This is a genomic window from Pseudomonas aylmerensis, from assembly GCF_001702265.1.
Lineage (GTDB): Bacteria > Pseudomonadota > Gammaproteobacteria > Pseudomonadales > Pseudomonadaceae > Aquipseudomonas > Aquipseudomonas aylmerensis.
In genome coordinates this window covers 55,719-70,246 of the sequence record NZ_MAUE01000041.1, presented here as the reverse complement: position 1 = coordinate 70,246, position 14,528 = coordinate 55,719, and the positions used below count along the sequence as shown (strand labels likewise).

The following is a 14,528-nucleotide window of genomic DNA, read 5'->3' as shown; positions in this document are numbered from 1 at the left end:
GTCAGCCCGCATGCACCCATCGCTGATGCAACCCGCGTGCAAGCGCATCCAGCGCGAACCCCAACACCCCGATCAACAGCACCATCGCCATCAGTTCCGAATAAGCCAACCGATCACGCGTATCCAGGATATAATACCCCAGCCCCGCACTGACCCCGAGCATTTCGCACGGCACCAGCACGATCCACAGGATCCCGATGGCCAGGCGCACGCCGGTCAGCACATGCCCGACCACCCCGGGGATGATCACGCGGCGCAAGGTTTCCCAGCGCGTGGCGCTCAGGCTCTGGCTCAATTGCAACCAGCGCGGATCCAACTGACGCACGCCGGCTGCGGTATTGAGCATAATCGGCCACACAGCGGCAAAGGCCAGCAGGAAGTAGATCGGCGGGTCCCCTACCCCCATCAGCATCACCACGATGGGCATCCAGGACAACGGCGAGATCATCCGCAGGAACTGGAACGCGGGCGTGGTCGCCGCCTCCAGGTTGCGCGAACTGCCCACCAGGAGCCCGAGTGGCACCCCCACCAGCAAGGCCAGGAACAGCCCGACAAAAATGCGCTTGAGGCTGACGGCGATGTGCAGATACAGCTCACCCCGCCCGAGCAATTCCCACAGGCTGCTGAACGTCGCCGCCAGCGAAAAGCGCGCGGACAGGCCGTCCGCGTCGCCCAGTACCTTCACCCCCAGCCACCAGAGCACCAGCAAACCGGCCAGGCCACTCAACCCGAGCAACCAGCCCGGGACTCTGCGGTTGTTCAAACGCCAATCTCCTCGGTCCGCTCAAAGCCGTCCGGCAAGCCAAAGGTCTTCATGCCGCCCACCGCTTCGATGGCGTTGCGCACGAAGCGGTCGTCCACCAGGTCCTTGGCCACGAAGGCCGGGTCGAGGTCTGCGAGGAATTTCTTGTCGCCCTCGATCAGCGTGTCTTTCAAGCGCCGCACCAGTTCCTCGGTGTAGCTGGGGAACGGATAGGGCTGGAAGTCGATGCGGTGCTCGTCCCAATTGGCGTGCTGGATAGCGCCATCGGCCAGGTAGGCCGCGCGGTCGCCGGCCGCCGGGGCGAGCACCTTGCTGAGCACCGGTTCAGCATGCGGCGTGTAGCGGTTCGGGCCGTCCTTGGACAGCAGTTTCACCGCCTCCTCGCGGTTGTCGCGGGTCCAGACCTGGGCCTTGACGATAGCGTTCACCACCTTCTGCGACCATTCCGGGCGGTTGGTCAGGTCGTGTTCATGCATGAACACCACGCAGCACGCATGGTTGCGCCACACGTCACCGGTAAAGCGCTGCACGCGGCCGACCTTGAGGTTCTCCGCCAAGGCGTTGAACGGCTCGGCGACGATGTAGCCATCGATGCGCTTGCTGGCCAGGGCCGGCGGCATGTCCGAGGGCGGCAGCACGATCAGGTTGACCTCGTTCGCCGCAATCGCACTGCCGGCCGCACGGGCGACCGGGGTCAGGCCGTTGTCGCGAAACAGCTGCTGCACCACCACGTTATGGATCGAATACCAGAACGGAATCGCTACCGACTTGCCACCCAGTTGCTTCACCTCAGTAATGCCCGGTGACACGGTCAGGCCCGAACCGCCGACGTGGTTCCACGCCACCACTTTGGCCGGTACCTTGCTGCCATAGCGCGCCCACACGGTCATGGGGGACAGCAGGTGGATCACGTTGACCTGGCCCGATATAAACGCCTCGATGACTTGCGCCCAACTGCGCAGCAGCACCGGGCGTTCGGCCTGGATGCCTTCGGCTTCGAACAGGCCATTGTTGTGGGCCACCAGCAACGGCGTGGCGTCGGTGATCGGCAAGTAGCCGATGCGTACCGGCGCATCCGGCTCGCTGGCGGCGCGCGCCTGCAGGCTGCTCAACAGTGGCAACGCGCCGGCGGCGCTGAGTACGGCGGACAGTTTGAGAAAATCACGGCGCGAGTGAGTCAGGTCATCCAGGCACATGGCAGGGCTCCGGCAGGTCAAGGGGGTTGGGTTGGGGGCGGCTCGCCTGCCGTAGGGTTTTGAAAATCTCGATGCGCAGCGTGCCGATGGCTTCCACCTGTTCTTCACGCGGCTGCGGCAGGTCGATCAGCCATTCGCCCAGCGTCCGCGCCGGGCGGTTGCCCAGTAGCAGGATGCGGTCGGACAGCAACAGCGCTTCATCAATGTCATGGGTGATCAGCACCGCCGCCGCGCCTTGCTCGCGATTGACCTTGAGCAACAGGTGCTGCATGTCCGCGCGGGTAACCTCGTCGAGGGCGCCGAATGGCTCATCCAACAGCAATACCTGCGGCTGGCGTGCCAGGCAGCGCGCCAACGCCGTGCGCTGCGCCATGCCACCGGACAACTGCGCCGGAAACTGCTGGCGCGCGTGCTCCAGGCCCACCGCCGCGATGGCGTGGTCGACGCGGTGGCGGCGCTCTTCAGGGCTGAGGTGCGGCTGGCGGGCGAAATCCAGGCCGAAGGCGACGTTCTTTTCCAGGCTCAGCCAAGGCAACAGGCTGGGGTCCTGGAACGCCACCGCGACGCGTGGATGCGGGCCGTTCAAAGGCTCAACGAGCACACGTACGCTGCCGCCCTGAGGCGCTTGCAAACCGGCCAGCACACGCAACAGGCTGGACTTGCCGACACCACTGGGACCCAGGATCGACACCACTTCGCCAGGCTGCAACTGCAGGTCGAATCCCTGCAATACCGGGCCACTCGCGTACCCCAGGCAAATCCCCTGGGCCGTCAATACCGCCGGGCTCATAGGTTGGCCTGACGCTGCAACTCGGTGCGCAATTGCACCAGGCTTGGCGTGACGATCGGCACGAAAGCCGACTCACGCCAGCGTCGCGCAAACCCACTGCCATGCGCGGTGAGATAGGCCTTGCCGCCGCTGGCCTGCAACTCCAGCTGCACAGCGCTGGCGGCGGTTTCGGCCAGGGCGATGCGCAGCTTGAACAACGGCACCGGCTTGGCGGCAAAGCGCCCGGCCAACAGGCCGCTCTTCAGCTCGCTGACTAAATGATCGAGGGTCACGCGCAATGTCTCGAGTTCTTCACGCAACACCGTACGGCTGGCCCCCAGATGGTTGGCCACTTCAGCCAGTGAGCGCCGCGCCAGACCGATCGACATGCCGCACTGCAGGCCAAGGAACGCCGGGCGTACCGCTGGCAGAAACTTGCGCGCATCGTCATGCAGCAACCAGTCGCGGCTCAGCTCCACGCCTTCCAGGCCCAACGCCGCGGTGTTGCTCGATTGCAGGCCGAGCAACTCCAGGTCGCGCGAGCGCTGCAAGCCGGCCACCGAATCCGGAATCGCCATGATAAACGGTGCGCCACCGCCGGCATGTTCAATCGCCGCAGCGGCAACAAAGCCGTTCTTGCGCAGGTTGGTCACCCAGTGCAGGCGACCGTTGAGGGTCCAGCCGTGGTCGTTGGGCTCGGCGCTGATCTGCAACGTCTCGATGCCCGATAAAAACTTCATCGCATTCGACAACCCGGTCGCCCCCGCCAGCTTGCCGCTGAGCAGGTCCGGCAGCAGTTGCTCGCGCAGCCGCGCATTTGGGCTCTGCAGCAAATACTCGATAAACGAACGCTGGCCCCAGCACACGAAGGCCGCCGCCAGCGAATGGCTGGCGACATTGGCGATGGCCTCCACGGCGCCGGCCACATCACCGCCCAGCCCGCCGAGTGCCGTGGGCACACCGATACGCAATACATTGGCTTCTGCCAGCCGTGGCAGCACTTCCTGTGGATCGCAACTGCCCACATCCAGGGCCTGCGCTTGAACATCGAGCCAACGGCTCAAGATAGGGTCAAGCATTCATGTTTCTCCTTGTTAACGCAGAGGGACCATCGCCACTTCAGCTGGCCGGTTTTTCCCAACGGTATTGCGCCAGCTCCGGGTTCAGCGGGGTACGGGCAAACACGTTAGCGAAGTTGCACAGGGTTGCCAGGCTGACGCCCAAAATAACTTCCAGGGCCTGGCCTTCGGAGTAGCCTGCCGCACGGAACGCGTCATAACCGGCATCGCTGACATCGCCGCGGGTGGCGATCACTTCACGGGTGAAGGCGGCGAGTGTCTCATACCGCGCATTGGGTAATTCGCCACGCTGGCGCAGGGCCTCGATCACCGCCTCCGGCAGCTTGGCTTTGTTGCGCGCCACGGCGGTGTGACCGGCAACGCAGAAGTCGCAGCCATGGGTCGTCGCGGCAATCAATTGCACCACTTCACGATCAGCCAGGCTCAGTTCGGCCTTGGCGTTCAGGCCGGACACGGTGATGTAGGTTTCCAGCGCCGCCGGAGCATTGGCCAGCACCGCCAGCAGATTAGGAATAAACCCCGAGCCTTTCAGCGCGTTTTCGAGGAAGGGTTTGGCCGCATCCGGGGCGGTTTCAGGGGTGAGCAGCGGTACACGGGACATGGAGTGGTCTCCTTGGGGGTTGGTGTAACCAGTCTGTTGGTTATAAAAAAACCCCTCAATAGGCTAAAGTAGCGATTACTTGCTCTTGAGTCTTTCCATTAGATGAATTCGTCCAGTGCACTTGTCGATTGGTTATTAGACAGCCTCGAACTCAACACCAGCCTGTTCCACGTCGGGCGTTATTGCGGCGACTGGCACGCCAGTACCCACGGCCTGGCCCGGGCCAGTTTCCACTTGATCGTGCAGGGTCAGTGCTGGTTGCACATCGATGGCGAGCCCACCCCGGTGGCGCTGGACAACGGCGACGCGGTGTTCCTGCTGCGTGACCTTGAGTATCGACTGTCGGGTGAAGCCACGGCGGCGGGCGCGCAGGAATGCCCGCGTCGCCCAATGGAGCCGCTGGACAGCAGCGCCACCGACGGCGTGGGCTTGGTCTGCGGGTTCTTTCATTTCCAGTCCGGCCTGTCGGCGATGATTGTCGACACCCTGCCCGCCTGGATCGTGCTGCGAGCCGGCGATCCGTCACTCACGGCGGCGCGCAACCTGTTCGACCTGATCCTGCAAGAATGCGCACGCACTCCGCCCTCTTCCGCCTTGCTGGAACGCCTCTGCCATCTGCTGTTCCTGTATGTGCTGCGCCAGCAGGTGCTGGATAACACCGAGCTTGGCGGCCTTGCCGCGCTGGCCCGGCAGCCGACATTTGCGCATTTGCTCGAGCAATTGATCGCCCACCCCGAGCAACCCTGGAGCCTGGAAAGCATGGCCGCCTGCACCGGGCTGTCGCGCTCGGCGTTTTTCAAGCGGTTCAATGAGCTGTGCGGGCAATCGCCGGGGCAAGTATTGCTGATGATGCGCGTGCGCCATGCCTGCCAACTGTTCAAGCAGGACCAGACCGTGGCCGATGTAGCGCTGGCGGTGGGGTATCAATCAGTGGCGGCGTTTACGCGCGCGTTTCATAAGGTCACCGGGCAGCAGCCCGGCGCTTACCGCAAGGGTTTGGCGTCGAAATAAAATGCAAGTGTGTAGTTTTACGCCAATCAAGCTGTAAGAAAATATGGAACTGTTTTTCCGGCGCTCTCACACAAGGAGTACATCTTCGGCAAACAGTGGAACTTCTCACCCATGATCAACCCCGCAGCACCTCCGACAAGCCGCCAAAACCATGATCCGCTGCGCGATGCAAAACATTCAGCGCCCGAGGATTCCATCTACGTCCAGCCGCGTTTGGACCCGAGCAAGGGCCCGATGCAAACCAAGACCGAGGTTTTGCACAACGACGACTACTCAAAGATTTCACGGCAGGCCAAGTGGGACTTCCTGAGCAGACCGCCGGAGTTAAAGCAACTCACACTGGTGATGGAAACGGGCAATGCCGCCGACGCGGTCCATGTCGGCAAAAACCCTGATGGCCGTCTCAAGGTCCAGATCAATGGAAAGTCATACGCGCTCGATGACAAGGACCGAGACGGGAAGCCCCTGCATTTGCTGATCAAAACCCACGGCGGAAACGACCAGGTAACCGTCAGTGAAGACGTGAAAAACCCGCTGACGATTGAAGGGGGCAAAGGGGATGACACGCTCACTGGCGGCGGTGGCATCACTCGGCTTCTGGGCGGGCCGGGCAACGACACGCTTAAGCTGCGCTCGCATGCAGGCTATGCCGAAGGCAACGACGGCGACGATACAATCATCGGCGGCCCCGGCAATTCAGCCATGTACGGAAACAACGGGGATGATCGGCTGTATGCGGGCGCCGGCCCCGCCACAAAACAGAGCTATCTGGATGGGGGAGCAGGCAACGACCGGCTGTACGCCGGTAATGGGCATACGGTACTCCATGGTGGCAAAGGTGACGACGATTTGGTCGGGCACGATCGAACGACGTTCTACACCGGTAAAGGTCAGGATCGAGTCTGGAACAACCAGCAAGGCGATCATATATATGCCAAGACCGGCGATGTGTACGACCGGTCGCAAGGCTCAACATTGACCCCGGTGCAACCCAGCACTGCTGGCGGTGCGGGATTTGGGGTCGTAGGCACGCCACAATTCAAACAACGCGTAGAGGATGATCTCGAGTTTCTGCGCGGCTCTCCCACTGGGCAAAAGATGCTCACGGATATGGACAGGGAAGCCGCCGTGGCAGGGGGAAAAGTCACTATCGAGGAAGAAACAGACAGAGGCAACGCTTACAATTTCGGGAGTTTGGAACTGGATAAGGCTTGGGAAAACGGTCGCCGTATAGACGGTGATGACCCTAAAAGGGGCAAGATCACCGACAATAAACCTGGCTCGCGCGCCAATAAGGGGGTGATCGCTTACGACACAAGCACTACGGTCGCACCGGATGGACGCACCTTTGGATTTCCACTCATCGGGCTGGTTCATGAAGTGGGGCATTCCTACAACGGTGCGACGGGAACAAACCTGCCAGGCACAACCATAGAGCACCCGCCAGCACGCCCTGACATTTCAATTCCTATCAGGAACACTGAGTTCCAGGTCGTCGGTTTGCCGAGCAGCGCGTCGCCTTTCGATTTCGATAACGATCCATCCACCCCGCCCACCCGCATCAACCCCGAGCATTTCACGGAGAATGGCATGAGGCGCGAAATGGGTCTTCCAGAGCGCAAAACCTACCTCACCTGAGACGCTGACGTTGCAGCCCGGTGCCGGGTTGGGCGCATAACTCCACCAGCCAATCGACAAATACCCGCACCCGCTGCGACAGCTGCCGGTGTGGCGGGTACAGTGCCGTGAGCGCCATTTTCGGCACTGCAAGCTGCCCCAGCACTTCCAGCAGGCTGCCCTGCGCCAGGCGCTGCATCGCGTGGTAGTACGGCGCCTGGATCAACCCGTAGCCCGCTTCACAGGCACAGAAGTAGCCGTCGGCACTGTTGACCGCAACCACCTTGGGCAGGTTGACCGCACGCAGTTCAGCGCCGAATTGAAACTCCAGGCCAAAGCGTTTGCCGCTGGCACTGGAAACGTACTCGACCATGTGGTGCCCGGCCAGGTCATCAAGACTTGCCGGCACGCCCTTGCGCGCCAGATAACCGGGGCTCGCCAAGGTGATTTGATCCATCATTGCCAACGGCCTCGCCACCAGCGATTCGTCCAAGGCGAGGCCACCGCGCAACACGCAATCCACGCCCTCGCGGATCAGGTCCACCGGGCGGTCGTTGAGGCCGATTTCCAAATCAATGTGCGGGTATCGAGCAGTAAATGTCGGCAAGGCGGGAATGACCAGAAAGCGGCCGATACCCGAGGGCATATCAACGCTCAAGGTGCCGCGCGGGTTCTGCCGGCGCGTGGAAAACACCGCCTCGGTTTCTTCAAGGTCGGCAAGCAATTGCACGCAGCGCTGGTAGTACGCCGCACCGTCCAGGGTCGGGCTGACCTGGCGCGTGGTGCGTTGCAGCAGTTGGACGCCGAGGTGCGCTTCCAGTTGCTTGATCAGGATGGTCACTGAGGCGCGTGGCAATTGCAGGCTGTCGGCCGCCTTGGCGAACCCGCCCAATTCGACGATCCGGGTGAACACACGCATCGCATTAAAACGGTCCACGGGCCGGCTCCTGGCTGATTATTTAGAAATTACGAATAGTGATAGTGCTTTTAGCCGGTTTATCAAGGTTTTGTCGAGGATGACAATGGAGCCCTTCCCCACCCAGGAGCTTTACCCATGCACACTCGTCAACTCGGTAAAAACGGCCCGCACGTCTCCGCCATCGGCCTCGGCTGCATGGGCATGACGGATTTCTACACCACCGGCAGTGATACCCAGGAGGCCGTCGCCACGTTGCATCGCGCGCTGGAACTGGGGATCAACTTCCTCGATACCGCCGACATCTACGGCCCGCACACCAATGAGGCACTGATCGGCAAAGCCATCGCCGGCAAGCGCGACCAAGTGTTCCTGGCGAGCAAGTTCGGCATCGTGCGTGACCCGGCGAATCCGGCATTGCGCGGGGTCAATGGCCGGCCCGAATACATTCGCAATGCTATCGACGGCACCCTGCAACGGCTGGGCATCGACACCCTGGATTTGTACTACCAGCACCGTATCGACCCCGACGTGGCCATCGAAGAAACCGTCGGCGCCATGGCCGATCTGGTCACACTGGGCAAGGTGCGTTACCTGGGGCTGAGCGAAGCGTCCGCCGCCACACTGGAGCGCGCCCATCGCGTGCACCCCATCAGCGCCCTGCAAAGCGAGTATTCATTGTGGAGCCGCGACCAGGAACTCAACGGCTGCCTGGCTGCCTGCCAACGCCTGGGCATCGCCTTTGTGCCGTACAGTCCATTGGGCCGGGGGTTTCTCACCGGCGCGCTGAAAAGCCCGGATGATTTCGCTGCCGATGATTACCGCCGTTTCAGCCCGCGCTTCCAGGGCGACAACTTTGCAAAAAACCTGCTGCTGGTCCAACAGGTCCAGGCACTCGCAGCCGAAAAAGGCGTAACGGCCGGGCAACTGGCACTGGCGTGGGTGTTGGCACAGGGCGAATTCATTCTGCCGATCCCCGGCACCAAGCAGCGCAAGTACCTGGAAGAAAACGTCGCCGCCGTCTCGCTGACCCTCAGCACCCGCGAGCTGGCCGCGCTGGAGGCGATCTTCCCGGCCGATGCCACCGCCGGCCTGCGTTATCCCGAGGCGGTAATGGCGATGCTGGATATCTGACCGCCAAACCCACGGGGCGCCTGGAGGGAGGCGCCCCCACGACGAAACGTTTGGCACTCAATCGGCCCCGGGCGAGAGGAACGTTTGCAGGCGCGATGCCACGTAAGAGCAGCCCTGATGCGTCATCAGGGGCGCCTCAAGAGTCGATAAAAAGGACCTGTCATGATATCCACGCCATCCAACCCCTCGGCAACCCAGCCTTACGCCCAGCTACCCAAGCCTCCCGAGACAGCCACCTCGCCCTACACCCCACCGACCGACCTCAAGCCAGACATGGTTAACCGCCGGACACAGGTGCTGTTCGACGAAGGTGGCACCAAAATCAGCCGGTCAATCGACTGGGACCCCAGTGACCCGAAAAAGCCGCAGATCCTGAACAATTTCCTGCACGTAGAAACCGGTGATCGCGCTGACCGTGTCCATGTGCGCAATTTACCGAATGACAAGCTGCAGATCACAATCAACGATAAACCGCATGTATTCGACGTCAAAAGCAAGGAAGACCGCGAGCAGGAGCTGGCGATCGATACCCACGGCGGCGACGACACGGTCATCATCGACGATGACGTCAAGCTTCGTACAAGAGTGGAAGGCGGTGATGGTGACGATCGCATCCAGGCTGGCGGCGGTCGCAGCAGGCTGTTCGGAGGGCGTGGCAACGATGCCCTGGTGTTGGGCAGTGGTTTGGGTTATGCCGCCGGCGGCGAGGGCGACGACACGATCATCGGCGGCAGCGGCAACGGCGTGATGTACGGCAACAAGGGCAATGACCTGCTCATTGCGGGCTCTGGCCCCGCCACCAAGCAAACCTACATGGACGGTGGCGACGGCGACGATGTGCTCTTCTCCGGCAGCGGGCACACCGTTGCACATGGTGGCAATGGCGATGACAACTTGGTCGGGAACGCACGCACGACGTTCTACACCGGCAAAGGCAAAGACAGCATTTGGAACAACCAGCCCAATGACCGCATCTACGCCAAGGCCGGGGATAGTTTCGACCGTACCCAAGGATCGGCTTTCACCGAAGTCAAACCCAGCAATGCCGGCAACCGCGGCTTCAGCGTGGACGTCCCACCAGAAGTCAACGAGGACCAGGCACAGGAGTTCAAGCAGAGCGTCGCCGACGATTTTGAATTTCTGCGCAGTTCACCTACGGGGCAACAGGCACTCAAGCGAATGGATGAACTTGCGGCAATAAATGGCGCCAAGGTCAGCATACGGCCGATCAACCACGGCGGTAACGAATACCTGTTTGGCAGCACTGGACTGGAAAACATGACACCTGAGGAGTCCGAAAGCGCAGGCGAAGGGGCCTTCGGGACGATCACCAATGGCGTGCCCGGTGCCCGCGCCGATCGCGGCATCATTCACTTTGACTCGCCGGCTACGCTCGAAAACGCCGACCGCACCAACACACGGGTACCCGCCACCGCTCTCTTCGCTCAGGTGGCCTCCGCCTACAATGGCGCAACAGGTACATTCCTGCCGGGGGAAACCCGCGAAGCGCCGGGAGAATCGGGTCTCGCCAGGAATGAAGTACGTCAAGCCATTGGCCTGCCCAGCGATGCCGAACCTTTTGATTTCGACAATGACCCCTCGACACCGCCGAGCACTGTCAATCCGAGACCGTTCACCGAAAACGCCCTGAATGAAGAGATGGGCAAACCCTTGAGGAAGACCGTCCTATGGTCACCTAGCGATCAAGGTCGTGGGACGTAGAGCGGCGCCTCAATATCGGTTCCTACACGGAGCGCGGCGGGTAGTCGGCCTCGCTCTGGTCAGCCCCAGCTATTTAGCACCATCGTACCTAAAGCTCCGCCCATCCACGCCGATAGCCCTACGAAGCTCCAAAAAGCCGCGTCGACAATAAACGCTTCGTAAGGACGAATCCCATGCCCCCACTGCGCTCCATCCAAACTCGCTACACCCTGTTTCTGGTGCTGTTCGTCCTGGTGTTATTGGTCTTGACGGTCGTGGGTATCGGCCAGTTGGTTGCGCCCAAGCTGCAGTACACCGAAGAACAGGTGGTGCTCAACCGCATCAGTGAAGTGGCCGAGCAGATCCAGGGCGAACTGAACAAGGTCCAGGCCCAGCAACGCAGCATCACCCAGACCATTGTGCTGCTCGACAGCGATGCCATCGACAAGGTCCTGCCCGGCCTGGTGGACCAGTACGGCGAGCTGAAAGTCTTCGGCGGCGGCATCTGGCCGCTGCCCAACCAGCGCACGCCGGGGCGCAACAAGCACAGCACGTTCTGGCACCGCGATGCGTCGGGCAAGCTCGTAGTGAACACGTTCTGGAACAGCGACCCTGCTCCCAATTACTACGACCAGAGCTGGTACAAGGGCGGCCTCGCCGCGCCGCGTGGCCAATGCGCCTGGGCTGCCGCCTACAAGGACGACGCCAGCCAGGAGCCGCGCACCAACTGCGCCATGGCGATCCAGCGGGACGGCGCGGCGTATGGCGTCGCCACCATTGACGTGACCCTGGGCTTTTTCAACGCGCTGGTGGCCAGCAAGGAAAAAGACATCGGCGGGCAGATGCTGATCGTCGAAGGCGACGGCAAGATCATCAGCAACAGCACGCGCCTCAGTGGCCCGGTGGTGTTGAAGAACATCAGCGAACTCACCGGCACCTCGGCATTTGCCGCCCAGGTCAGCAAAGCCCTGGCCCACCGTGAGCAGGCCTTGCAGCGCAGCGAGTTCGACAACCAGGGCGTGGCCAGCACGTTCTATATGCGCCCCATCGAAGGCACGCCGTGGTTCCTGGCGACCGCCCTGCCCACCTCGTTGATCACCGCCCAGCGCGACGACGTGCTCGGCAGCCTGGCCCTGGTGCAAATCCCCATGGTGCTGCTGTTGGTGCTGCTGGCGGCCTATGCGATCCGCCAATTGGTGCAACGCATGAACACGCTGAAAGCCAATATTGACGCGTTGTCCGCCGGCGACGCCGACCTGACGCGACGCATCACCATCCGCGCTGAAGACGAACTCGGCGCCATCGGCCACTCGGTCAACCGCTTTATCGTGTACCTGCAAAACATGATCGGCGAGGTCACGCAGGCCACCGGCGCCATGTCGTCGGGCCTTGAGCAACTGCAGAAAACCTCGGCGCACACCAACCAGATCCTGGTGCGCCACGCCTCGGAGACCGACCAGACCGTCACCGCCATCACCGAGATGAGTTCCACCGCCGACACGGTTGCGCAGAACGCCGCAGAAACCGCCTCGTTCACTCAACGCGCCAACGAACACGCCGACCGTTCCCGCGTGGTGGTCGGCGAAGCCTCCAGCAGTGTCAGCGCCCTGATCGGCGAAGTGGCCAGCGCCACCCACACCGTGGAGAACATGCGCCAGGACGCCGCGCGCATCACCGAAACCCTGGGCGTGATCGGCGCGATTGCGGGCCAGACCAACCTGCTGGCGCTCAACGCCGCAATCGAAGCGGCACGGGCCGGCGAACAAGGCCGGGGGTTTGCCGTGGTCGCCGACGAAGTCCGAGCACTGGCCGCGCGCACCCAGGCCAGCACCTCGCAGATCAACGAGATGCTCGCGCGCCTGACTACCGGGGTGAGTTCGTCGGTGGCGGCCATGGAAAACACCCAGGCCAGTTGCCAATCGGCGGCGGATGCCACCGCGCGGGTCAACACCGGCCTGGACGAGATGGCAGGCTCGGTCAGCCATATCAACAACCTCAGCACGCAGATCGCCACGGCCGCCGAGCAGCAAAGCGCGGTGACCGAGGAGATCAACCGCAGCATGGTGCAGATCCGACATATGGTCGAGGAACTGGTGCAGAGCGGCCATGCCACGCAAACCAATACGCAGACCCTGCTGGACGCCAATGGACGCGTGATTGCCTTGATGGGGCGTTTCAAGGTGAGCTGATAAATGGCCTGGATACTCCCGTGCAATGCGCGGGAGTCGGACTATTCTGACAGTTCACAGCCACACAGGAGGTGTGCCATGCGCGCTGCAGAGCAGTCAGTCCGCTTGGAGCGGATCAGTCAGGAACGCTTTATCGAGGCCCCCATCGATGCCGTCTACGACTATGTGACCCAGCCGGATCGCTGGCACGAATGGCACCCCACATCCCTGAGTGCCGACACCGGCACCACCGGTTCACTCCCCGTCGGCACGCGCTTTACCGAAATGATCGACCTCTTGGGCGTGCGCGTGCCCATGAGTTACCGCGTACAGGTCGCCCGCCGCCCCGGCGAGTTCAAGACCGTGTTTACCTCCCTCGCTGTCGATGGCTCCATTCACTACTTCCTGCAGCCGTTTCGCGGCGGCACGCTGTTCAAGCGCGTGCTGACCTATGAGACCGAATTGCAGCTGGCCACCTTGCATGAGCGCATGATCGAGTTGTCCGCGATTGCCCTGGACCAACTCAAGCATCGGCTGGAAAACCCGCCCTTCGTATAATTTTGAAACATTACCGCGAAGGTTGCTCGCCGGTGGGCGCTGGCTTGCCTGCGATGACGTCGTCATGATCGCCGCCATCCCAATCGCCACTTCCTGCTTGCGAGCCTTTTGATGAAAACCACCCTGCGCCTGGCCCTGCTGTCGGCCCTGTTCACCACCACGCTGGCCCAGGCCGCCGACCTGATCCCCATCGACGTACACCGCGACGCCAACTGCGGTTGCTGCAAGAAATGGATCAGCCACCTGGAAAGCAACGGCTTCAAGGTCAATGACCATGTCGAAGCCAATATGAGTGACGTCAAGCAACGCCTTGGCGTGGCGCCGCGCCTGGGCTCATGCCACACCGCCGTGATCGACGGCAAGTTCGTCGAGGGCCATGTGCCCGCCGAGCAGGTCCTGGCGCTGCGCAAGCGCAACGACCTGCTGGGAATCGCCGCACCGGGCATGCCCATGGGTTCGCCGGGCATGGAAGTCGAAGGTCGCAGCGAGGCGTATCAGGTCATCGGCCTGACCCGCGACGGCCAGGATGTGGTGGTGGCCGAGTACCCGGCACACTGACCGATGCTTGCCGGTTACCTGGGGCTGTTTCTCGCTGCGTTTGGCGCCGCGACCCTGCTGCCCCTGCAATCCGAAGCCGTGCTGATAGGCCTGCTGCTGAGCGGGCATTACAGCCTGTGGTGGCTGCTGGTGGTCGCGACGCTGGGCAATGTGCTGGGGTCGGTGCTGAACTGGGCGCTCGGGCGCGGGGTGGAGCGCTTCAAGCACCGGCGCTGGTTTCCGGTCAGCGACCCGCAACTGGCCAAAGCCCGGCACCATTACCAGCGTTGGGGGCACTGGACACTGCTGCTCAGTTGGGTACCGATCATCGGTGACCCGCTGACGCTGGTCGCCGGGGTGATGCGCGAGCCGTTGTGGCGTTTCCTGCTGCTGGTGACCCTGGCCAAGGGCGTGCGTTACGGGGTGCTGGCAGCCCTGACCTTGCAGTGGGTGTTAATCCCCACTTAATCGCCTCCCA

The 14,528-nt window shown here is 62.3% G+C and carries 14 protein-coding genes; 8 read left to right on the top strand and 6 right to left on the bottom strand.

Going from position 1 to position 14,528, the window contains the following annotated elements:
• Window position 1: 1 nt before the first annotated feature.
• The 5 genes from BBG20_RS24875 to BBG20_RS24855 are packed head-to-tail and all read right to left on the bottom strand — an operon-like array spanning window position 2 to window position 4,408.
• The gene (locus BBG20_RS24875) at window positions 2-763 is read right to left on the bottom strand and encodes an ABC transporter permease (protein WP_065908160.1); all 762 of its coding nucleotides are present in this window, start codon (window positions 761-763) and stop codon (window positions 2-4) included.
• The gene (locus BBG20_RS24870) at window positions 760-1,959 is read right to left on the bottom strand and encodes an ABC transporter substrate-binding protein (RefSeq protein ID WP_065908158.1); all 1,200 of its coding nucleotides are present in this window, start codon (window positions 1,957-1,959) and stop codon (window positions 760-762) included. The genes BBG20_RS24875 and BBG20_RS24870 overlap by 4 nt, the downstream gene beginning before the upstream one ends.
• Window positions 1,946-2,749, bottom strand: coding sequence for an ABC transporter ATP-binding protein (locus BBG20_RS24865; RefSeq protein ID WP_065908156.1), 804 nt, complete (start codon window positions 2,747-2,749; stop codon window positions 1,946-1,948). The genes BBG20_RS24870 and BBG20_RS24865 overlap by 14 nt, the downstream gene beginning before the upstream one ends.
• The gene (locus tag BBG20_RS24860) at window positions 2,746-3,807 is read right to left on the bottom strand and encodes an acyl-CoA dehydrogenase family protein (RefSeq protein WP_065908154.1); all 1,062 of its coding nucleotides are present in this window, start codon (window positions 3,805-3,807) and stop codon (window positions 2,746-2,748) included. The genes BBG20_RS24865 and BBG20_RS24860 overlap by 4 nt, the downstream gene beginning before the upstream one ends.
• 40 nt (window positions 3,808-3,847) lie before the next feature.
• Window positions 3,848-4,408 carry a carboxymuconolactone decarboxylase family protein gene (locus tag BBG20_RS24855; RefSeq protein ID WP_065908152.1) on the bottom strand — a complete coding sequence of 187 codons (561 nt, stop codon included), beginning with the start codon at window positions 4,406-4,408 and terminating at the stop codon, window positions 3,848-3,850.
• 102 nt (window positions 4,409-4,510) lie between these two features.
• Here BBG20_RS24855 and BBG20_RS24850 point away from each other — a divergent pair, with 102 nt between their 5' ends.
• Window positions 4,511-5,419, top strand: coding sequence for an AraC family transcriptional regulator (locus BBG20_RS24850; protein WP_065908148.1), 909 nt, complete (start codon window positions 4,511-4,513; stop codon window positions 5,417-5,419).
• 111 nt (window positions 5,420-5,530) lie between these two features.
• Window positions 5,531-7,057, top strand: a complete 1,527-nt coding sequence (locus tag BBG20_RS24845; RefSeq protein ID WP_226939963.1) for a M91 family zinc metallopeptidase — start codon at window positions 5,531-5,533, stop codon at window positions 7,055-7,057.
• Here the strand turns inward: BBG20_RS24845 and BBG20_RS24840 are convergent.
• Entirely contained in the window at window positions 7,050-7,973 is a 924-nt protein-coding gene (locus BBG20_RS24840; RefSeq protein ID WP_065908146.1) for a LysR family transcriptional regulator, read from the bottom strand. The two genes, BBG20_RS24845 and BBG20_RS24840, sit on opposite strands and share 8 nt — an antisense overlap.
• Before the next feature lie 117 nt (window positions 7,974-8,090).
• Between BBG20_RS24840 and BBG20_RS24835 the strand changes: the two genes are divergently transcribed.
• From BBG20_RS24835 to BBG20_RS24810, 6 genes are all read left to right on the top strand, one after another.
• Window positions 8,091-9,086 carry an aldo/keto reductase gene (locus BBG20_RS24835; RefSeq protein ID WP_065908144.1) on the top strand — a complete coding sequence of 332 codons (996 nt, stop codon included), beginning with the start codon at window positions 8,091-8,093 and terminating at the stop codon, window positions 9,084-9,086.
• A gap of 162 nt (window positions 9,087-9,248) precedes the next feature.
• Window positions 9,249-10,808, top strand: a complete 1,560-nt coding sequence (locus BBG20_RS24830) for a M91 family zinc metallopeptidase (protein WP_107338965.1) — start codon at window positions 9,249-9,251, stop codon at window positions 10,806-10,808.
• Between the two features lie 173 nt (window positions 10,809-10,981).
• Entirely contained in the window at window positions 10,982-12,976 is a 1,995-nt protein-coding gene (locus tag BBG20_RS24825) for a methyl-accepting chemotaxis protein (RefSeq protein ID WP_065908140.1), read from the top strand.
• A 78-nt stretch (window positions 12,977-13,054) separates the two neighbouring features.
• Complete coding sequence (locus BBG20_RS24820; protein WP_065908138.1) at window positions 13,055-13,513, top strand: SRPBCC family protein; 459 nt, start codon at window positions 13,055-13,057, stop codon at window positions 13,511-13,513.
• Window positions 13,514-13,624: 111 nt separating this feature from the next.
• The gene (locus tag BBG20_RS24815; protein ID WP_065908136.1) at window positions 13,625-14,071 is read left to right on the top strand and encodes a DUF411 domain-containing protein; all 447 of its coding nucleotides are present in this window, start codon (window positions 13,625-13,627) and stop codon (window positions 14,069-14,071) included.
• 3 nt (window positions 14,072-14,074) lie between these two features.
• Window positions 14,075-14,518, top strand: a complete 444-nt coding sequence (locus BBG20_RS24810) for a YqaA family protein (RefSeq protein ID WP_065908134.1) — start codon at window positions 14,075-14,077, stop codon at window positions 14,516-14,518.
• The last annotated feature ends 10 nt before the right edge of the window (window positions 14,519-14,528 follow it).